The organism is Brevundimonas sp. ABV4_179, assembly GCF_056311945.1.
The window spans coordinates 17,058-35,454 of sequence record NZ_CM149976.1 but is presented as its reverse complement, the minus strand read 5'-3'; the positions used below and the strand labels follow the sequence as shown (position 1 = coordinate 35,454).

Below are 18,397 nucleotides of genomic sequence, written 5' to 3'. Positions count from 1 at the left end.
GGTCGAGGATCGTCGATCGCCCGGCCGGATCAGCCGTCGATGGAGATGACCGGCCCCAGTTTCGGCTGCAGCCGGCCGCGACGGACTGTGCGGCGTTTCAGCGCCGCACGGATCCGGTTCTGTATCGGATTGTCGATGGCGAAGTGGAAGGCGAAGGCGAAGCCGACCGCCGCCAGCACGCCCAGACCCCACAGGCTCCATTGGGCGGCGAGGGGCAGGGCGAAGCGGGCCACCAGCGCATTGACCACGCCGAACCAGGCGATGCGGACCACCTCGTTGGAGATGAACATGGAGAAGGACACCATGGCGGCCGTCTCGACCAGTTTGGACGGGCGCGTCACCGGCACGGCGCCGGCGGCCAGGATGATGATCGAAATCAGGGCCAGGGCGACGAGGGCGTGCTTGTCGTGAAGCTCCAGCGCGAAGAAGCCGACGGCGGCCAGCACCCCGGCCCAGCCGGCCAGACGCGGCGCGATCCAGACCTTCTGGGCGAACCACGCCAGGCACATGCCCAGCAAGAACAAGGGCAGGGCGCGCACGATGCCGTAGCCCATCGGCATCTGATAGACGGGATAGCCCAGGAAGGCCCAGCACAGCTGGTTGGCCGCCAGATAGACGCCAACGCCCAGCGCCAGCGCCGACCACGGCCCCAGCCGCATCAGGCCGCGAATGATCCAGGGGAAGGCCAAGTAGCAGCCGATCAGGGCCGAGATCGACCAGGTGGGCGCATTCCAGCCCAGGCCGCCATGGACGCCATAGGATTGCAGCAGCAGCAGTTGGGCCGGCAACTGATCCCAGGCGAACCATTCGGGATTGCGCGGCGGCGCGCCGGCCGCCGTCGCCAGCAGCACCAGTCCGACCAGCGACAGGCCCATGATCAGGTGGGCCGGCACCACGCGCAGGAACCGCTTCAGGAAGAAGTCGCCCGGCGACATCCGGCCCTTGTCCACCGCCGCCCCATAGACGCGCATCAGCACATAGCCGCTGTCGATCAGGAAGAAGTTGGTCAGCAGGAAGCCGCCACGCTCGAAGATCGGATTGATCAGATGCGCGAGGGGCTCGGGCCCGGCCGCCTGGAAGTGATGCAGGATGATCAGGAAGGCCACGATGAAACGCAGCGCGTCCAGCCAGCCGCCGCGGGCGATCTGGACTGTCTCATTGCGGGTCGAAATCAGGGACCAGGGCATCGTCAGCGCCTCCTTCGGCCCGTTCAACGCAAGGGCGGCGCCAGTTCGCGTGAAATCAGCCCCTGACCAGCCGCAGGAACTCCTCGCGGGTGCGGGGATCGTCGCGCACGACGCCGATCAGATGGCTGGTCGACAGGCTGGCGCCCGGCGCATTGACCCCGCGCAGGGTCATGCAGGAATGCTCGGCCTCGATGACCACGCCGACGCCGTGCGGACGCAGGACGGTCTGGATGGCCTCGGCGATCTCCGACGTCATCTTCTCCTGGATCTGCAGGCGACGGGCGAAGCCGCGCACCACCCGGGCCAGCTTGGAGATGCCCACGACCCGGTCGGTCGGCAGATAGGCGACGTGCGCCTTGCCCACGACCGGCAACATGTGATGTTCGCAGAAGCTGACGAAACGGATGTCCTTCAGCACGACCAGCTGGTCGTAGCCGCCCGTCTCCTCGAAGGTCTTCTCAAGATAGGACAGGGGATCGACCTCGTAGCCCTGGAACAACTCGCGATAGCTCTTGGCCACGCGGGCGGGGGTTTCCAGCAGGCCCTCGCGCGTGGGGTCGTCGCCGGCCCATTCGATCAGAGTGCGCACGGCGGCTTCGGCGTCGGCCTGGGAGACTTTCGGGGAGCGAGCGTCGGTCATGGCGGCTACATAGCCACAAGCGAAACGGAAGGGGAGAGGCTGCGAGCATCAAGCGTTGGTTAGCGGCCTGTTAACCATCCTGTCGGCATTTTCTGCCCAGTAGTTGCTGGAGTGGGCCGATGAACGGCGCGGAAGTTCTGGACGTCGGGAGGGACGCCATCTGGCTGACGATCCAGCTGTGTCTGCCGGTCCTGCTGGTCGGACTGGTGGTCGGCGTGGTGATCGGCCTGTTCCAGGCCCTGACGCAGATCCAGGAACAGACCCTGATCTATGCGCCCAAGATCATCGCCATCTTCGTTTCGCTGATCCTGTTCCTGCCGCTGATGGGGGCGCTGCTGGGCGGCTTCATGCGTCAGATCGCGGCCCGCATCGCGGGAATGTAGTGGGCGGCCTCTAGACATGGATTCGTGGGCGACCGCCGATCAGGTCTGGGCCGGGGGGCTGATCTTCGCCCGGGTCGCGGCGATCCTGATGCTGATCCCCGGCTTCGGCGAGGCCTATGTGCCGCCGCGCGTGCGGCTGTCGTTGTCGCTCGTCATCAGCCTGGCCCTGTGGCCGGTGGTGCGCGGCGCCCTGCCGGGCCTGCCCGACAGTTTGGGCCTGATGGTCGGCTGGATCATCCGCGAGGTGGTGGTCGGCCTGATGATCGGCCTGTTGCTGCGGATGTTCATGACCGCCCTGTCGACGGCGGGTGAGATCGTGTCGCTGCAGACGACCCTCAGCTTCGCCCAGACCGCCAACCCCATGCAGGCTCAGCCGGGCACGACCATCGCCGCCTTCCTGACCCTCTTGGGGGTGACGCTGCTGTTCGCCACCGACACCCATCACCTGTTCATCGCCGGGATCGTCGGCTCCTATCAGCTGATCGCCCCGGCCAAGCCCCTGATCATGGCGGACTTCACCCAGATGGCGGTGCGGACCCTGGGCGACAGCTTCATGCTGGGGGTTCAACTGGCCGCGCCGGTCTTAGTGTTCGCCCTGATCTTCAACCTGGCTTCGGGTCTGGTGGCGCGGGTCATGCCGGCCTTTCAGGTCTATTTCGCCGCCGCCCCGCTCAGCGTGATCCTGGGCCTGTCGATCTTCGCCCTGAGCCTGGGCGCGCTGGGCGCCATCTTCATCGACCGCTACCGCCGCCTGGCGGAGTATTTCGTATTTGGGGGCGCCGGTGGCTGAAGGCGCCGATCCCGAATCGAAAACCGAAGAGGCGACCCCGCGAAAGCTGGAGGACGCGCGAAAGAAGGGCGACGTCGCCAAATCGCCGGACGTCGCCCAGGTCCTGTCTCTGGCGGGGGCGGCGGCGGTGATCCTGATGGCCGGAGGCTGGTTCGCCTCGTCCATCGCCGAACAGATGCTGCCCTTCATCGCCGCCCCGCATCAGATGCTGGGCACGCTGAACTCCGGCGCAGGCAATCAGATCATGGTGCGCGCCGTCTGGGCCGTCGCCCCCTTCCTGGGGGCGGTCATGCTGGCCACCATCATCGGCGGGGCCGGGGGCAATCTGGCGCAGTCGGGCCTGATCTTCACCGCCGAGAAGCTGAAGCCCAAATGGTCGGCGGTCAGTCCGATGCAGGGGTTCAAGCGGATCTTCGGTCCCGACGGCCTGGTGCAGTTCCTCAAGACCTTCCTCAAGCTGGTCGCCGTCTGCCTGGTCTGCTGGATGGTGCTGAAACCCCATGCCCGCGAGTTCGAGAACCTGGTCGCCGTCAGCCCCCTGGCCATCCTGCCGCTGGCGCGCGACATGGCGATCTCGCTGTTCGTCTCGGCCATCATCCTGCTGGGCGCCACGGCGGGGGCCGACTTCATCTGGCAGAAGATGCGCTTCGCCAAGCGGATGCGGATGACCAAGGAAGAGCTGAAGGAAGACTTCAAACAGTCCGAGGGCGACCCGCACATCAAGGCCAAGCTGAAGCAGATCCGCATGCAGCGCAGCCGCCAGCGGATGATGGCGAACGTGCCCAAGGCCACCGTCATCGTCACCAACCCGACCCACTATTCGGTCGCTCTGCGCTACGAGCCGGATCAGGGCGACGGGGCGCCGATCTGCGTGGCCAAGGGCGTCGACGCCCTGGCCCTGCGCATCCGGGAGGTGGCGGCCGAGCACAATGTCCCCATCGTCGAGAACGTGCCCCTGGCCCGCGCCCTCTACGCCACGGTCGATGTGGACGAGGTCATTCCGCGCGAACATTTCGACGCCGCCGCCAAGATCATCGGCTTCGTCTTCCAGTCGCGGGCGCGTCGGTAAGGGTGCGTCAGGATTTGAGCGTATGATGAAGTCCTTGATTCGCGAGGCCGTATGACGTCCACCCGCCGCTCTCCGTTCGATCTGTTGTCCGCCGTGATGGCGTTCGGCGTCGTCGTGGCGATCGCGGCTCTGGCCTATCCGGCGTTTCGCGACAATCCGGTCTCGGCGCCGGGTCTGGTGCTGATCCTGACGGTGGGGATGATCGCGTTGATCGGCCTGTTCGGTTTTCGCCGCGCCGCCGGCGCCCGGCCCAACAGCGATGCGGCCATAGAGGTGCTGGACGCCATGGCCGAACCGGCGGCCCTGGTGTGGGATTCAGGTCAGATCTTGGCCTTCAACGCCGCCTGGGCCGAAGCCAACGGCTCCACCACCGCCCTGCCGCGCGGCAAGTCGGCCCAGGCCCTCTATATGGCCTTCGCCCAGGCGCGGAAGGGCGAACCCGGTCGCGCCATCGTCCTGATCGGCCAGCGCGAGGTCGAGGTGGTGATCGGCCGGGTGGCCGAGGGGCGGTTCCTGATGCGGGCGGCCCCGGACGCGGTCCTGCCCATCGCCTCGGCCCATCTGCCTTCCCCGGTGGCCGCCGCGACCGGAGAGGCCCGCGCCATGGCCGCCGGGGCGCCGTTCGGGTCGGCCGTCATCGGCGGGGGCGACCTGTTCGCCGGCCGGGCGGAAGAGGCCAATCCGGCCCTGGCGGTCCTGACCGGCCCAGCGGCGGCGCGCGACGCCGCCTTCGGCCATCTGTTCGATCCGCCCGGCGTCGCCGAGGCGCGGGCCAAACTGGCGGCTGGATCGTCGGGCCCCATCGAACTGGTCGCCCGCGCCTATCCCGACAAGATGCTGCACCTCTATGTGGCGCCCGAGGGCGAGCGTCGGCGGATATGGTTGTTCGACGTCTCGTCCCAAAAGTCGATGGAGCTGCAGCTCAACCAGGCCCAGAAGATGCAGGCCGTGGGCCAGCTGGCCGGGGGCGTGGCGCATGATTTCAACAATCTGCTGACGGCGATCCAGCTTCAGCTGTCGGGCCTGCTTGAACGCCATCCGGTCGGTGATCCGTCCTACGAAGGCCTCAACGAGATTCGCCAGACGGCCATTCGCGCCGCTGATCTGGTGCGCAAGCTGCTGGCTTTCTCGCGCAAGTCCACGGTGCGGCGCGAACGGCTGGACCTGGGCGAGTTGGTGGGCGAGTTCGCCATCCTGCTGCGTCGCCTGCTGCGCGAGGACGTGCGGCTGGAAACCGACTACGGCCGCGACCTGCCGGTGGTGCTGGCCGACAAGAGCCAGCTGGAGACGGCGGTGATGAACCTGGCCGTCAACGCCCGCGACGCCATGCGCGGCGTGGTCGAGCCGGGTGCGGGCGTCGTCACCATCTCGACCCGGCGCCTGACGGCGGACGAGGCGCGCGGCCTGGGCTGGGCCGACGCCCCGACCAGCGAGGTCGCCCTGATCGAAGTGTCCGACACGGGCCCCGGCGTGCCGCCCGAACTGCTGGACAAAATCTTCGAGCCCTTCTTCACCACCAAGGCGGTCAACGAGGGCACCGGCATGGGCCTGGCCACCGTCTATGGCATCGCCCAGCAGGCTGGCGGTCATATCGCGGTCAGCAATGTCGAGGGGGGAGGCGCCGCCTTCCGCCTGTTCCTGCCCGCCGCCGGCGAGGCGGAGCTGGCCGAGGTGCAGCCGGTCGAGGTCAAGGCCAAGGCGCCGCGCGACCTGTCCGGCGCCGGCCGCATCCTGTTCGTGGAAGACGAGGACGCCGTGCGAGGAATCGCCGCCCGGCTGCTGCGCCAGCGCGGCTATGAGGTGATCGAGGCGGCGGACGGCGAGGAGGCGCTGATGCTGGCCGAGGAACATGCGGGCCAGATCGACATGATGATCTCCGACGTCATCATGCCCGGCCTGGACGGTCCGTCGCTGTTGAAAAAGGCGCGGCCCTATCTGGGCGACGCGCCGGTCATGTTCATCTCGGGCTATGCCGAAAGCGACTTCTCGGACCTGTTGCAGGACGAGACGGGCGTGTCCTTCCTGCCCAAGCCGTTGGACATCAAGACCCTGGCCGAACGGGTGAAGCAGGAACTGCACGCCGCCTGACGAGGACGGCGCCTGTCGCGTGGTTCAGGCTGCGCGGCGCAGGGCGGACGGGGCCTTGACATACAGGCCACGCCGGCCGTTCACCGGACGGAAGGCCACCGTCTCGCCCTCCAGACGCTCGTCGGCGCCCAGGAACAGACAGCCGTCGTCGACCAGCCGCCGCTCCAGCCCGTCCAGCAGCCGCGCGCGTCGCGACGGCTCCATGTCGCCGAGCACATTGCGGCAGAAGATGACGTCGAAACGGGCGTCGTCGGTCGGTTCGTCCAGCAGATTGGCGCGGCCGAAGCGCACCGCGTCGGCCAGTTCGGCCTTGACGATCCACTGGTCCTCCATCGGCTCGAACCAGCGCAGCATGGTCCGCGCCGTCAGGCCGCGCTGGATTTCGAAACCGGTGTAGAGGCCCGAGCGCGCCTTCTCGATGGCGCGCTGCGACAGGTCGGTGGCGATCAGATCGACGGCGGTGTGCGTTTCCAGCGCCGCCATCGCGATGGACCAGGCCTCCTGGCCCGTGGAGCAGCCAGCCGACCAAATCTTGACGCGGCCGTCCGGGCGGGCCTTGGCCAGGGCCGGCAGCAGTTCGGTCTCCAGGATGCGGAAGGGCGTGCGGTCACGCCGGAACCACGTCTCGGCGTTCAGCAGCGCCTCGATCACCGACCAGGCCAGGGAAGCGACCGGATTGGCCCACAGATTGGCCAGCAGCGCCTCGACATTGGCATAACCCTCGCGTCGCGCCACCGGACCCAGCCGGTGTTCGGCCAGATGGATGCGATCCCGCGACAGGCGATAGCCGGCGCGGGTGGCGAGAAGGGACTGCAGCTTGTCGAAATCGTCCGGCGTCATGCGGCGATCGCTCCGACCTCCGCCAGCTTGGATTGCAGGATTTCCCCGTCGAAGGGCTTCATCACATAGTCGTCGGCGCCGGCGGCCAACGCCTCTGCGATCCGTTCGGGCCGGGTCTCGATGGTGCAGAACAGCACCTTGGGCCGGTCCCCGCCCGACGCGGCGCGCAGGCGGCGCAGGAAGGTGATCCCGTCCATCACCGGCATGTTCCAGTCGAGCAGCACAACGTCCGGCATGGCGCCGATGCAATAGGCCAGGGCCTCGGCGCCGTCCGCGGCCTCATCGACCTCATAACCCAGGCCTTCGATGATCCGGCGCGCGACCTTGCGGATGATGCGGCTGTCGTCGACGATCAGGCAGGTTCGAAAATTCATGGCCCTCTCCTCGATGTCGCGACGGCTCGCCCCACGGATTCGGGCGGAATATTGCCCTGATGCCAGTTAACGAGTCGTTTGGAAACGGCCTCAGGCGGGCATTCGGGCGACCAGGGCGACCTTTCCGTCCTCAACCTTGACGTGCAGGGCGCCGCCAGCCTCGGTCACCGTCAGCCAAAGCCAGTAGGGTTGGATCCACTGACCCGCCAGCCCCTCGGTCAGGCGTTCGCCCGCCAGACCCGCCGCCGCCTCGGGCTTCAGTCGGGCGCGCGATCCTTCCGCGAAGCCTTCCAGATAGACGAAACCGTCCTCGACCCGCGACTGGATCACCGCCGACCCGCCCATCGGCAGGGCGCCGACGGTCAGATAGGCCAGGTTGGTCAGGGCCCGCGCCTGGGGCTTGGAGAACTCGGCCTCCGCGATGCGCCAGTCCAGAGTGGCGCGGCCTCCCTGCGTCATGCCGACGAGCAGGCTCTCCAGTTCGCGCGCCGTGAACCGCTCGCTGGTGGTCGCCGCGCCGAAGGCCACCCGGGCGTAGTGGACCAGAGCCACCATCTTGCGGGCGCTCTGTTCGATCAGGGCCAGGGCGTCGTCGCGCATGTCCTGCGCCGCCGGGTCCTGCATCAGGTCCAGGCCCGAGACGATGGCGCCCGACGGGCTGATGAAGTCATGGCACAGCTTGGCCGCGACATAGGTGGCCAGTTCGGTCCCGTCGACGGGAAGGTCGAGCGGAACGGCGCGTTCGTCGTCGGTCGGGGTCATGGCGGCTGGAGCACTCAGGTCACAGTTCGTGTCGCGCGCGAAGGTGACGTGATTTGCCGGTTCATGGAACCGCCCGGATGGTCTATCGACCCGCCCATGACGATCGCCTCCTCCCCCGTTCCGTCCCACGCCGATCTCGAACGCGACCTGAAATCGGGCGCTCTGGCCCTGACCTTAGCCGAAATCGCGGAGGAGGCCGCGCGGCTGATCCTGCCCTATTGGCGGGCCGGCACGGCGGTCGAGACCAAGTCCGACGACAGCCCGGTGACGCAAGCCGACCGCGCGGCCGAGGCCCTGATCCTGGATCGGCTGGCGGCCGCCTATCCGGGCGTTCAGACCGTGGCCGAAGAGGCGGTGTCCGAAAGCGGCGCGCCCGCCTCGGCCGAGGACTGGTTCTGGCTGATCGACCCGCTGGACGGCACGCGCGGCTTCGTGCGCGGGGGCGAGGCCTTCACCGTCAACATCGCCCTGATGCACGCCGGCTATCCGGTGGCGGGCGTAGTGACGGCGCCGGCGACCTCGACCACCTGGCGCACGGACAAGCCAGAGGGCGGCGCCTTCCGGCGTCAGTTCGGCGCCCTTCAGGCCGGCGAGGCCCATGCCGGCGAGGACTGGCGTCCCATCCGCGTGCGCGACCGCCCGCAGGAAGGCCTGGCCCTGTTGAGCCACAGCGTCACCGACGAGGAGGCCGCGCGCCTGGCCGCCCGCCATGGCTGCACGCGCTGGCAGGGCACGGACTCCTCGCTGAAGTTCTGCCTGATCGCCGAGGGGCGGTTCGACGCCTATCCCCGCACCGGCCCGACCTCGGAATGGGACACGGCGGCGGGACAGGCGGTTCTGGAGGCGGCCGGCGGCCGCGTCCTGGCCGACGACGGCCAGCGGCTGAGCTATGGCAAGCCCCGGTTCCTGAACGGCGCCTTCGTCGCCATGGGGGGCTGACGCGGGCGTTAAGCCCTGACGCTCGACAGCAGGGCTTCCGCCCGCTCCGCCAGGACGTCGACGCCCCGTTCGCGCGCCGTCGTCGCCGCCTCGCCCAGCATCAGCCCCAGCCCTCCGGCCGCCGACCCCGTCAACCGCTGCCGCGCCAGCAGAATCTCGGCCATGCCGATCTGGTCGGCGGACCAATCCAGCGGCGTCGCATCGGGCATCCGTGCGCGCAGCCGCGTCTCCAGCGTTATCATGCCGGCCAGATCGCCGACCGCTTCGGCCAGGGCGACCTCACGGGTGATCCGCCGCTCGCGCACCGCGGCGCCCAGCACCAGATCGCGGCCCTGGGTCAGACTTTCCGCCTGGGCCAGCAGCATCAGCGGCTGTGCTTCGTCGCCCGCGCGCAGGATTTGGATGGCGACCCAGTCCAGGGGGCTGTGATCGGGGGTGAACTGTTCGGCGGCGGCGTCGAACAGGCTCCGCGCCTGGGCCCGCGCCCCCTGATGCCCCGCGACGGCGGCCAAGGCGGACAGACCGGCGCCGCACAGAGCCAGCGCTCGCGCACGCGTCAAAGGGCGATGGTCGGGCGAGGCGGTCTCGACCAGGGCGCCCAGGCTCCGGCCCGCCTGGTCCAGCAGACGCACTTCGCGTCGCACCACGCCTGTCTCTAACGCCAGAGCGGCCTGATCCATCCTCAACTCCAGGTCCTCGGCCGTATCGCCCTGAACCGCCGCCTCCATCAGCCCGCCGGCCTCGGCCAGACTGTCGACATCCCCGGCCAGCCGCGCCGTGCGCGCCTTCAGCCGTGCGTGGATTGCGGCCAAGGTCGAGGCTGCGCGTCGGCTGCGCGGGCGATTGACGCTGGCCAGCAGGGCCAGGGCGCGGTCCAGGCGCTCCGGCGCGCCGCACAGGTCGAACCTCAGCATCGCCGACGCGGCGCCGTCCGCCGCCGCCAGGGCGGCCTGATCCTGGGTCGTCGCGGAACGGGACAGGCTGTCGGCGCAGCGGTCAGCCCGATCCAGGCTTTCAGCGGCGCCCGTCCGTCGTGCGTGTTCGCGCCACAGCGCCGCGGCGCGGTGCTCGGTCTCGAACGGCCGGTTGCAGGACACCCGGCCCGCGTCGATGGATTCGCGTAGCGCCTCGGCCCGCAGCAGGTCGGGGCCGATCAGTTCGACCCAGCCCAGGTCTTCGCTCTCTCGCGCCTGGGCGAAGAGTTTTCGAAGATCGCGGCCGAATTCGAACATGCGCTGGACCTCTGTAATCCCGCTTCGAGACGCAGACTGGGTCTCTTGCGGCGTCCAATGCAAACGCAGCGCCGCCAAAGCGGTTCGGTCCGGCTTATACCCAGCCGTGGTCGCGGGTCGATCAGCCGAGATTCGGCGTCTTCTGCTGGCAGCGTTGCAGGATCGCTCTGGCCTCGGCCGCGGCGCCGTTCAACTGACGCACGGCGGCGATGCGGGCGCGGGTCTGGTCGGCCTCTGCGGCGGGGGCGGGCTTGCCGGCGGCGGTCGCGGCCTGCATCGCCGCCAACGACCAATAGAGGGCCGCGTCGTAAAGCCGGCGCCCCTGCACGCTCTCGCCGCCCTCCAGTTCCGACGCCGCCTGGGTCAGCCCGGCGCAGCGCACCGCCTCGTCATAGGAGATCAGTCCCACGGACGGTGCGGCCTGCAGCATCAGGGCGGCGCTGGTTAGGGCGAACAGCAAAGGCATCGGTCCTCCGGCGCGATTGCGCCCGACAGCCGACCATGGCCCAGACGCGGGGCCGAATAAAGTCCGAAGCGGCGCCGTGAGGCGGCCCATTGCGTCTCAGCCGCGTTCCCGGGTCTTGGTGAAGGCGATCTTGGGGAAGCGTTCGCCGACGTAGCCGGTCTCCCAACTCGATTTGGCCAGGAAGACCGGGGCCTGGTCGATGTCGCGGGCCATCTGCGGGCGGTATTTGCCGCTGAAGTCCTCGACGTCGGCGTCGGCGCCGCCCACCCAGCGGGCCTCGGCGTAGGGGCTGGGTTCGAAGACGACGTCCAGCCCGTATTCCTCGCCCAGACGGTCGGCCATGACCTCGAACTGAAGCTGGCCCACGGCGCCGACAATGAAGTCCGAACCGATTTCGGGGCGGAACAGCTGGGTCACGCCTTCCTCGGCCAGACCTTCCAGCGCCTTCTTCAGGTGCTTGGCCTTCAACGGGTCCTTGACCCGCACCCGCTGCAGGATTTCCGGCGCGAAGTTCGGCAGGCCCGCGAACCGCACCACGCCGCTTTCCGACAGGCTGTCGCCGACGCGCAGCACCCCGTGGTTGGGAATGCCGATCACATCGCCCGCGAAAGCGTCGTCTGCCAGTTCGCGATCGGAGGCGAAGAACATGATGGGCGCGTTGACCGACAACGACTTGCCGGTGTTCTGCACCTTCAGCTTCATGCCGCGCTTGAAGGCGCCGCTTGCCATTCGGAACATGGCGATCCGGTCGCGGTGGTTCGGGTCCATATTGGCCTGGACCTTGAAGACAAAGCCGGTGACTTCGTTCGATCCCGGCTCGACCTCGGTGTCCACGGGGGCAGGGGCGTTGCGGGTCTCGGGCGGCGATTCCTTCTTGGCCTTCATGACCTTGGGCGCGGGGGCCCAGTCGCCGATGGCCTTCAAAAGTTCGTCGATGCCGAAGTGGCGCAGGGCCGAGCCCCACAGGACCGGCGTCAGGTGACCTTCAAGGAAGGACTGACGATCGAACGCCGGATAGCCGCCCTCGACCAGTTCGACAGCCTCGGCCAGGGCGTCCTGCTCTCCCGCCTCGAAATACTGGGCCGCCTGATCCAGCGGCAGGGCGTCGGGGTGTTCGGGATCTTCGGCCGAACCGGCGGCCTTGCGGGTATAGGGCTGGAACCGGCCGGTGCCGACCTCGACCATGCCGCGCAGACGGTTGCCGCTTTCGGCGGGCCACCAGATCGGGGCGGGGTCAAGCTGTAGGCGGGACGCGATGTCGTCCAGCAGGGCCATCGGGTCCTGGGCCTCGCGGTCCAGCTTGTTGATGAAGGTGATGATCGGAATGTCGCGCAGACGGCAGACCTCGAACAGCTTCAGCGTCTGCGGCTCGATGCCTTTTGCGGCGTCCAGCACCATGATGGCGCAGTCTGCGGCGGTCAGGGTGCGATAGGTGTCTTCCGAGAAGTCCTCGTGCCCGGGCGTATCGAGCAGGTTGAACATCTTGCCGTCGTGCTCGAACGTCATGACCGAGGCGCTGACGGAAATCCCGCGTTCCTTTTCGATCTTCATCCAGTCCGAACGGGTGCGCCGGTTCTCACCCCGCGCCCGCACGGCGCCCGCCGCACGGATGGCGCCGCCGGCAAGCAGGATATGCTCGGTCAGTGTCGTCTTGCCGGCGTCCGGGTGGGCGATGATGGCGAAGGTCCGCCGCCTCCCCGCCTCGGCGGCGAGGGTTCTTGAAGACTTGGCGGCTTCTTCGGGCAGGATCAGTGAGGACATGGCGCGCGACTACCCCGCCGCGCGCCGAAAGTCACTCGTTGGCGGGGGAGGGGATGGCTTCAGGCGGCTTTTCCGGCGTTTCCTCGGGCTCGCTGATCTGGGGTTCGGCCGCATCGTCCGTCAGCGTCGGCAGATTCTGTCCGTTCTCGATGGCTGAGATCATGCGCGACGCCAGTGCGGATGCTCCGCCTCCGTGGGGATTGTTGGCCAGGGGCTTCAATACGGCTATGGCTTCATCCCTTTTCCCGGTCTGTATTAACGCGCTAGCGTAAGAGAATCGAACAGCGGCCAACTGTGGCGCGCGGTCTAGCGCCAATCCCAAGGTCAAAATGTCGTTCTCATTGGGATAGCCGGGCTGCGTCTGGCGCAATTCGGACAGCAGCATCAAGGTGCGATAGTCGTTCCGCCCCACCTGATAGGCGTGGGCCAGATAGGCGTGCGCCTGAGCGCGAAGCTGCTGGGCCTGATCGTCATCGTCGGCTTCGCGCGCTTGTTTCAATCTTTCTTGAGCCAAGAACTGCAGGGCCTCCACATGATCCGGATCGATCTCCAGAAGGCGTTGAAGGGCGCGCTCGCCTGCCGGGCGGTCGCCGAAGTGCAGGCCGGCGTGGCCGGCGGCCAGAAGCGCCAGGGGATCGTCGCCATGTCGAGCGGCCAGTCTGGCGACCTCCTGACCCAAGGCCTGACGATCACCGTTTGGCGTCCCGATCTTGAGACGTTGATTGATCAGCAGTAGATCGTCGGCGGTCGGTGAAAGGCGTTCCACCGCAACTTCAGCAGTCGGAAACTGGCCGGAAATTTTGGTGCGTCCTAGCCGTTCGCGCGTATAGCGCCGAAGGCTGGCGCGCAACTGCTCCAGCGTCATCCCTGTCGCCTGCTGCATCGCCGTAATTGAATCCTGTCCGCCGGCAACGGCTTTCAGGTAAATGTTCAACTGGTCCAGCCGCTCAGGCGTGGAATAAAACCAATGGGTAAGCAACCAGGCGATGGGATAGTAGGTCGCCCGCTGACTTGACGCCCGAATTTCGCCAGGACGTTTCGTCAGTAGCACGTCCAAGGGGATCCAGCTTTCGGCCATGATCCAGTAGGCGCGATTGTGATTGAAGCCGCCCAGAATGACCTCACGGTCCCGAAAATCGATTTCTGCGGTCGCGTAATACTCGGCAAAGCCTTCGACGAACCAGGCTGGGTAAGATCCAGGGAAATTGCCCAACATGAAGTGATGGGCGTATTCGTGCATCAGAACTTCGTCGCCCGACAGACCGTTGCCGTCACCGCGAATGGCGACGGCAAAGACATCCTCTTCCGTGGGGAAGTAGGTTCCGACGACATTCTCGCCGCTTTGGGGGTGGACCCGGAGCAACGCGCTTCTGCTTCGCACCAAATAGATGGGTAGCTTTCTTTGAGGCTCGGTCGTTATGGCGACCCCCGACCGAAACTGCATGACCCGGTCGAACATCTCCAGCTTCTGCACATAGTCGCGCAGGGCGCGTTCGCCGCCGTCGCTGTAGACGATGAACCGCTCGCTTTCGGCGCGCAGCCAGTCCGCGTGCGCGGCCTTGGGCGCAGCCCAGGCCGACAGCCCCAAAAAGGCCGCCGTCACACCGGTCGCAATCAGACGCCTCATGAACACCCCGCCCCGCTGAGGCTTCATGATCGCAGGGGTTGCGCCTGTGAGTAAAGATCGAAGTGAGCGGGGATCGCTGAATCACGATGTTGCGCCAGATCAAATAACCCCTCGCCATAAGGGGCTATTGGAGTCATGCTCTGGTTCGAGGCGACGATCGGACCGACAGAGTCTGACGCCCTCTCCCGGCGTTCTCCGGGGTCATAGGGAAAGGAAACGAACGATGGCTGTGATCCATCCTCAAGACCGTATCGCCCACATGACGAGCGAGCGTTCGACGGCCAACCGACCGCTGCATCCGGCCGTCGGCCTCGCGGTCGGCTTCGGCTTCATCGTCGCCGTGGCGACGATCGTGCACGTCGTCTTCAACGCGGTGATGTGACGCGACGGCTTTAGGGCCGCCCGATTTCAGGCGGCCATGCGGTTCCAGACGGCGCGGTCGGCGGCCACGGCGTTCAGGCGGCGGCCCTTGGCCTGAAGCTGATGCATGACGACGTTGGGCAGGGCGCAGAAGCGCGGCTCGACCAGGTCGGGGTCGCAGGCGACGGCCGGTGCGGCGAACAGGGCGGCGTTCACGTCCGGGCTGCGCTCGGCGATCAGCCAGGCCAGGCGGCGCGCACGCTGAGGGTCGTTCCGGTGGAGCAGCGGATCCTCGGCGAACAGTTCGCAGCCCAGCTCCAGCACATAGTCGAAGGACAGCTTCTCGAACCGGCGCGTGTCGGCGGGCGTGGCCGGGCAGGCCTCGTCCAGGTCGAACACCACATCGTTCAAAAGAAACAGCATTGAAAACACGCTCGAGCGGGCCGGACGCGATGTCGTCCATAGGCGCAACATAGGCGCCGCCGCTTGCGGTCTCGTTCACGGACGCGGTTAAGCGTTTCTGACCGGCCGCGCGTCGCCTTGGACGAAAAGCGACGGCGCTGACGCGACGTGACCCTTGCGCAGTCGCGCGGGCTCCGCTTACCTCATCACGCATTGTTACAGGCCGGCTCCAGCCTTGGCGCCGGCCGCAAGGAGTCGCCGTCATGACCACCCACGAAGATCGCGCCGGGCTGAGCGTCGCAGGCGAACTGATCGCACTCATCGAACGGGAGGTGCTGCCAGGGCTGGGTCTCGATGCGGCGGCCTTCTGGGCCGGCGCCACGGCGATCTTCGAACGGTTCGCGCCGGAGAACCGCGCGCTGCTCAACCGGCGCGACGCCCTGCAGGGCCAGATCGATGCGTGGCAGCGGGCGCGGCGGGGCCAGCCCTACGATGTGAGTGCGTCGGAAGCCTTCCTGCGCGAGATCGGCTATCTGGTCGAGGAGCCGCAGCCCTTCACGATCACGACCGAGGGGGTGGACGCCGAGATCGCCCAGATGGCTGGGCCGCAGCTGGTGGTGCCGGTGCTGAACGCCCGCTTCCTGCTGAACGCCGCCAACGCCCGCTGGGGCAGCCTGTATGACGCCCTGTACGGCACCGACGCCCTGGGCGATCTGCCGCAAGGAGGCGGATACGATGCGACACGGGGCGCACGGGTCGTGGCGCGGGCCAAGGCGTTTCTGGACGAGGCGGCCCCGCTGGCGGATGGATCGCACGCCGATGTCGCCGGCTGGTCGGTGGGTGACGGCGGGCTGTCGCCGGCGCTGAAGGATGCGGCGCAGTTCGTCGGGTTCAGGGGAGAGGCGACGGCCCCTTCGTCTATCCTGCTGGTCCACAACGGCCTGCATATCGAACTGGTCATCGACCGCGACCATCCGGTGGGCCGGGGCGACCCCGCGGGACTGGCGGACGTGGTGCTGGAATCGGCCCTGACCACCATCGTCGATCTGGAGGATTCGGTCGCCGCCGTCGATGCGGCGGACAAGGCCGAGGCCTATTCCAACTGGCTGGGCCTGATGCGCGGCGACCTGTCCGCGACCTTCACGAAGGGCGGAGAGACCCTGACCCGCGCGCTGGAGCCGGATCGACAATGGACGGCGCGGGATGGGGCGTCGGTGACGCTGAAGGGACGCAGCCTGCTGTTCGTGCGCAATGTCGGGCATCTGATGACGACCCCGGCCATTCGTCTGGCGGACGGGTCGGAGGCGCCCGAGGGGATCATGGACGCGATCGTGACCAGCCTGATCGCACTGTATGACATCAAGGGGCTAGGCGGGTTCGGCAACAGCGCGACCGGCTCGGTCTATATCGTGAAACCCAAGATGCACGGGCCGGACGAAGCCGCCTTCACGGACCGTCTGTTCGATGCAGTCGAGGACCTGCTGGCCCTGCCGCGCCATGCGATCAAGGTCGGGGTGATGGACGAAGAACGGCGGACGTCAGCCAATCTGGCGGCCTGCATTCAGGCGGTGAAGGACCGGATCGTCTTCATCAACACCGGCTTTTTGGATCGGACCGGCGACGAGATTCACACCGCCATGCAGGCCGGGCCGGTGGTGCGAAAGGCGGACATCAAGTCCAGCGCCTGGATCGCCGCCTATGAGGCGCGGAACGTCGCCATTGGTCTGAATTGCGGCCTGTCCGGCAAGGCCCAGATCGGCAAGGGGATGTGGGCGGCGCCGGACCGGATGGCGGACATGCTGGAGCAGAAGATCGGCCACCCGAAGACGGGCGCCAACACCGCCTGGACGCCGTCGCCGACGGCGGCGACGCTGCACGCGCTGCACTATCACGCCGTTGATGTGTTCGCGGTCCAGAAGGACGTCGCGCGACGCGAGACGCCGGGGCTTGAGGCCCTGCTGACCCCGCCCCTGGCCAATGGCGCCAACTGGTCGGAAGACGAGGTGGCGGCCGAGCTGGACAACAACGCCCAAGGCATTCTGGGCTATGTCGTGCGCTGGATCGACCAGGGCGTCGGCTGCTCCAAGGTGCCGGACATCCACGACGTCGGCCTGATGGAGGACCGGGCGACCCTGCGGATCAGTTCGCAGCATATCGCCAACTGGCTGCTGCATGGGGTCTGCACGGCGGAACAGGTCGACGCCGCCTTCCTGCGGATGGCGGCCAAGGTGGACGGCCAGAACGCCGGTGATCCGCTGTATCGGCCGATGGCGGCGAGCCCCGAGACCAGCCTGGCCTATCAGGCGGCGCGGGCGTTGGTGTTCGAGGGCGTGGAACAGCCGAACGGCTATACCGAACCGCTGCTGCACGCTTACCGGCTGAAGGCGAAGGCGGCTCAGTCCGGCTGACGGCGCAAGGGGGAGGCGGGCGGCTCTGCGGCCTCTTCCTCCTCCTGCGCCATCACGTCGGCGGCGGCGTCGTTGGCGGTGCGTACGCCACGCGAGGGGCCGCCGGGCTGCGCCGCCGGGCCGTCGCCGTGGCCCAGCCGCTTCAGCGCCTCGTCGCCCTCCAGCCCGAAGGCGCGGCGCAGGCGCACGTCCGTCTGCGGCACCGGCACCTCCACGCCCGCCGCATCCAGCGCATCGGCGATCAGCCAGGTGTAGGCGGCGTGCATGGCGGCCGGGCGTTTGACCGCATCGCGGGTGGGCCAGACCACCAACTCGAACGACAGGCCCCGGTCGCCGAACGCCACCAGCCAGACCTGGCTCTTCCTCGCCTCGGTCTCGGGCAGGGTGAAGGGGCTGGCGCGCGCGGCCTTCAGCACGGCGTCGCGAACCTGGCCCCGGTCCGAGCCATAGGCGACGGTGAAGGGCACATGGATGCGGCGGGTGTCGCCCTTCAGCGTCCAGTTGGTCACCGGCTGTTCGATGAAGCGCGAGTTGGGCACCAGCACATTGACGTTGTCGTTAGTGCGGACGCGCGTCGCGCGCGGGCCGATCTCCATGATGGCGCCGCGAATGCCGATGTCCTCGATCTCTATATAGTCGCCGACCGACACCATCCGGTCGAAGATCAGAAACAGGCCCGACACGAACTCCTTGACCACCCCCTGCAGGCCCAGGCCCACGCCGATACCCAAAGCGCCGGCGAAGACCGCCAGGGACGACAGGTTCAACCCCGCCGCCGACAGGGCCGCCATCGCCCCGACCACGATGATCCCGTAGCCGGCCAACCGCTCCAGCAGATAGACGGCCTGGCGGCTGCGGTCGGCCCGCTCGCGCACCCGGCGCAGAGATCGGGTCACCAGCCAGTGGGCGGCGAAGGCCGCGAGGGCGATGACGCCCGCGCTGACCAGACCGCCCAGCGTCAGGTTCGTCCCGGCGATGCGGGCGATCTGCGACTGCTCGATCGCGGACAGGTCCAGCTTTCGGATAGGAAGGGTCATCGGCCTCTACAGTGCGCCAGAAACAGTCAAGG

General features: G+C 67.7%; 18 protein-coding genes. 7 read left to right on the top strand and 11 right to left on the bottom strand.

Features of this window, described 5'->3' with window-relative positions; all coding sequences use genetic code 11:
- Positions 1 to 29 precede the first annotated feature (29 nt).
- Both ACYX4P_RS00155 and folE read right to left on the bottom strand, forming a co-directional pair.
- On the bottom strand, positions 30 to 1,187 hold the full coding sequence (locus ACYX4P_RS00155) for an acyltransferase family protein (protein WP_248118688.1): 1,158 nt from the start codon (positions 1,185 to 1,187) through the stop codon (positions 30 to 32).
- Positions 1,188 to 1,242: 55 nt separating this feature from the next.
- A complete protein-coding gene (folE, locus tag ACYX4P_RS00150) occupies positions 1,243 to 1,827 on the bottom strand; it encodes a GTP cyclohydrolase I FolE (protein WP_248118687.1) in 585 nt (194 codons plus the stop codon).
- Positions 1,828 to 1,946: 119 nt separating this feature from the next.
- Between folE and fliQ the strand changes: the two genes are divergently transcribed.
- Genes fliQ through cckA form a run of 4 tightly spaced genes read left to right on the top strand, consistent with a single transcriptional unit; the run spans position 1,947 to position 6,157 of the window.
- A complete protein-coding gene (gene fliQ / locus ACYX4P_RS00145) occupies positions 1,947 to 2,210 on the top strand; it encodes a flagellar biosynthesis protein FliQ (RefSeq protein WP_017505641.1) in 264 nt (87 codons plus the stop codon).
- A 16-nt stretch (positions 2,211 to 2,226) separates the two neighbouring features.
- On the top strand, positions 2,227 to 3,000 hold the full coding sequence (gene fliR, locus ACYX4P_RS00140) for a flagellar biosynthetic protein FliR (RefSeq protein ID WP_248118686.1): 774 nt from the start codon (positions 2,227 to 2,229) through the stop codon (positions 2,998 to 3,000).
- Entirely contained in the window at positions 2,993 to 4,069 is a 1,077-nt protein-coding gene (gene flhB, locus ACYX4P_RS00135; RefSeq protein ID WP_248118685.1) for a flagellar biosynthesis protein FlhB, read from the top strand. The genes fliR and flhB overlap by 8 nt, the downstream gene beginning before the upstream one ends.
- Positions 4,070 to 4,120: 51 nt before the next feature.
- A complete protein-coding gene (cckA, locus tag ACYX4P_RS00130) occupies positions 4,121 to 6,157 on the top strand; it encodes a cell cycle histidine kinase CckA (RefSeq protein ID WP_248118684.1) in 2,037 nt (678 codons plus the stop codon).
- 24 nt (positions 6,158 to 6,181) lie between these two features.
- Here cckA and ACYX4P_RS00125 read toward each other — a convergent pair whose 3' ends face one another.
- From ACYX4P_RS00125 to chpT, 3 genes are all read right to left on the bottom strand, one after another.
- Positions 6,182 to 6,997: a CheR family methyltransferase gene (locus ACYX4P_RS00125; RefSeq protein WP_248118683.1), complete on the bottom strand. Its 816-nt coding sequence runs from the start codon at positions 6,995 to 6,997 to the stop codon at positions 6,182 to 6,184.
- Positions 6,994 to 7,371: a response regulator gene (locus tag ACYX4P_RS00120; RefSeq protein WP_248118682.1), complete on the bottom strand. Its 378-nt coding sequence runs from the start codon at positions 7,369 to 7,371 to the stop codon at positions 6,994 to 6,996. The genes ACYX4P_RS00125 and ACYX4P_RS00120 overlap by 4 nt, the downstream gene beginning before the upstream one ends.
- 90 nt (positions 7,372 to 7,461) lie before the next feature.
- Positions 7,462 to 8,133, bottom strand: coding sequence for a histidine phosphotransferase ChpT (gene chpT, locus ACYX4P_RS00115; protein ID WP_248118681.1), 672 nt, complete (start codon positions 8,131 to 8,133; stop codon positions 7,462 to 7,464).
- A gap of 96 nt (positions 8,134 to 8,229) precedes the next feature.
- Between chpT and cysQ the strand changes: the two genes are divergently transcribed.
- Positions 8,230 to 9,072, top strand: coding sequence for a 3'(2'),5'-bisphosphate nucleotidase CysQ (cysQ, locus tag ACYX4P_RS00110; protein ID WP_248118680.1), 843 nt, complete (start codon positions 8,230 to 8,232; stop codon positions 9,070 to 9,072).
- An 8-nt stretch (positions 9,073 to 9,080) separates the two neighbouring features.
- Here the strand turns inward: cysQ and ACYX4P_RS00105 are convergent, their stop codons facing one another.
- The 4 genes from ACYX4P_RS00105 to ACYX4P_RS00090 form a co-directional block, all read right to left on the bottom strand.
- Positions 9,081 to 10,304 carry a hypothetical protein gene (locus ACYX4P_RS00105; protein ID WP_248118679.1) on the bottom strand — a complete coding sequence of 408 codons (1,224 nt, stop codon included), beginning with the start codon at positions 10,302 to 10,304 and terminating at the stop codon, positions 9,081 to 9,083.
- Between the two features lie 121 nt (positions 10,305 to 10,425).
- On the bottom strand, positions 10,426 to 10,770 hold the full coding sequence (locus tag ACYX4P_RS00100; protein WP_248118678.1) for a hypothetical protein: 345 nt from the start codon (positions 10,768 to 10,770) through the stop codon (positions 10,426 to 10,428).
- 96 nt (positions 10,771 to 10,866) lie between these two features.
- On the bottom strand, positions 10,867 to 12,531 hold the full coding sequence (locus ACYX4P_RS00095) for a peptide chain release factor 3 (protein ID WP_248118677.1): 1,665 nt from the start codon (positions 12,529 to 12,531) through the stop codon (positions 10,867 to 10,869).
- A 31-nt stretch (positions 12,532 to 12,562) separates the two neighbouring features.
- Positions 12,563 to 13,990: a tetratricopeptide repeat protein gene (locus tag ACYX4P_RS00090; protein WP_292046471.1), complete on the bottom strand. Its 1,428-nt coding sequence runs from the start codon at positions 13,988 to 13,990 to the stop codon at positions 12,563 to 12,565.
- Positions 13,991 to 14,381: 391 nt separating this feature from the next.
- Here ACYX4P_RS00090 and ACYX4P_RS00085 point away from each other — a divergent pair, with 391 nt between their 5' ends.
- The gene (locus ACYX4P_RS00085; protein WP_248118675.1) at positions 14,382 to 14,540 is read left to right on the top strand and encodes a hypothetical protein; all 159 of its coding nucleotides are present in this window, start codon (positions 14,382 to 14,384) and stop codon (positions 14,538 to 14,540) included.
- Between the two features lie 26 nt (positions 14,541 to 14,566).
- On the opposite strand, the gene ACYX4P_RS00080 is transcribed toward ACYX4P_RS00085, so the two are convergent.
- Positions 14,567 to 14,941 carry a hypothetical protein gene (locus tag ACYX4P_RS00080; protein ID WP_248118674.1) on the bottom strand — a complete coding sequence of 125 codons (375 nt, stop codon included), beginning with the start codon at positions 14,939 to 14,941 and terminating at the stop codon, positions 14,567 to 14,569.
- A 242-nt stretch (positions 14,942 to 15,183) separates the two neighbouring features.
- Between ACYX4P_RS00080 and ACYX4P_RS00075 the strand changes: the two genes are divergently transcribed.
- On the top strand, positions 15,184 to 17,328 hold the full coding sequence (locus tag ACYX4P_RS00075; RefSeq protein WP_248118673.1) for a malate synthase G: 2,145 nt from the start codon (positions 15,184 to 15,186) through the stop codon (positions 17,326 to 17,328).
- Here the strand turns inward: ACYX4P_RS00075 and ACYX4P_RS00070 are convergent.
- Positions 17,316 to 18,365, bottom strand: a complete 1,050-nt coding sequence (locus tag ACYX4P_RS00070) for a mechanosensitive ion channel family protein (protein ID WP_248118672.1) — start codon at positions 18,363 to 18,365, stop codon at positions 17,316 to 17,318. The genes ACYX4P_RS00075 and ACYX4P_RS00070 overlap by 13 nt on opposite strands.
- Positions 18,366 to 18,397: the final 32 nt, after the last annotated feature.

Coding starts and splice junctions, on each gene's coding strand:
- ACYX4P_RS00155 (WP_248118688.1), bottom strand. CDS start 1,187: ATGCCCTGGTCCCTGATTTCGACCCGCAATGAGACAGTCCAGATCGCC.
- fliQ (WP_017505641.1), top strand. CDS start 1,947: ATGAACGGCGCGGAAGTTCTGGACGTCGGGAGGGACGCCATCTGGCTG.
- fliR (WP_248118686.1), top strand. CDS start 2,227: ATGGATTCGTGGGCGACCGCCGATCAGGTCTGGGCCGGGGGGCTGATC.
- ACYX4P_RS00070 (WP_248118672.1), bottom strand. CDS start 18,365: ATGACCCTTCCTATCCGAAAGCTGGACCTGTCCGCGATCGAGCAGTCG.
- ACYX4P_RS00120 (WP_248118682.1), bottom strand. CDS start 7,371: ATGAATTTTCGAACCTGCCTGATCGTCGACGACAGCCGCATCATCCGC.
- ACYX4P_RS00105 (WP_248118679.1), bottom strand. CDS start 10,304: ATGTTCGAATTCGGCCGCGATCTTCGAAAACTCTTCGCCCAGGCGCGA.
- cysQ (WP_248118680.1), top strand. CDS start 8,230: ATGACGATCGCCTCCTCCCCCGTTCCGTCCCACGCCGATCTCGAACGC.
- folE (WP_248118687.1), bottom strand. CDS start 1,827: ATGACCGACGCTCGCTCCCCGAAAGTCTCCCAGGCCGACGCCGAAGCC.
- ACYX4P_RS00080 (WP_248118674.1), bottom strand. CDS start 14,941: ATGCTGTTTCTTTTGAACGATGTGGTGTTCGACCTGGACGAGGCCTGC.
- ACYX4P_RS00085 (WP_248118675.1), top strand. CDS start 14,382: ATGGCTGTGATCCATCCTCAAGACCGTATCGCCCACATGACGAGCGAG.
- cckA (WP_248118684.1), top strand. CDS start 4,121: ATGACGTCCACCCGCCGCTCTCCGTTCGATCTGTTGTCCGCCGTGATG.
- ACYX4P_RS00075 (WP_248118673.1), top strand. CDS start 15,184: ATGACCACCCACGAAGATCGCGCCGGGCTGAGCGTCGCAGGCGAACTG.
- ACYX4P_RS00095 (WP_248118677.1), bottom strand. CDS start 12,531: ATGTCCTCACTGATCCTGCCCGAAGAAGCCGCCAAGTCTTCAAGAACC.
- ACYX4P_RS00125 (WP_248118683.1), bottom strand. CDS start 6,997: ATGACGCCGGACGATTTCGACAAGCTGCAGTCCCTTCTCGCCACCCGC.
- chpT (WP_248118681.1), bottom strand. CDS start 8,133: ATGACCCCGACCGACGACGAACGCGCCGTTCCGCTCGACCTTCCCGTC.
- ACYX4P_RS00090 (WP_292046471.1), bottom strand. CDS start 13,990: ATGTTCGACCGGGTCATGCAGTTTCGGTCGGGGGTCGCCATAACGACC.
- ACYX4P_RS00100 (WP_248118678.1), bottom strand. CDS start 10,770: ATGCCTTTGCTGTTCGCCCTAACCAGCGCCGCCCTGATGCTGCAGGCC.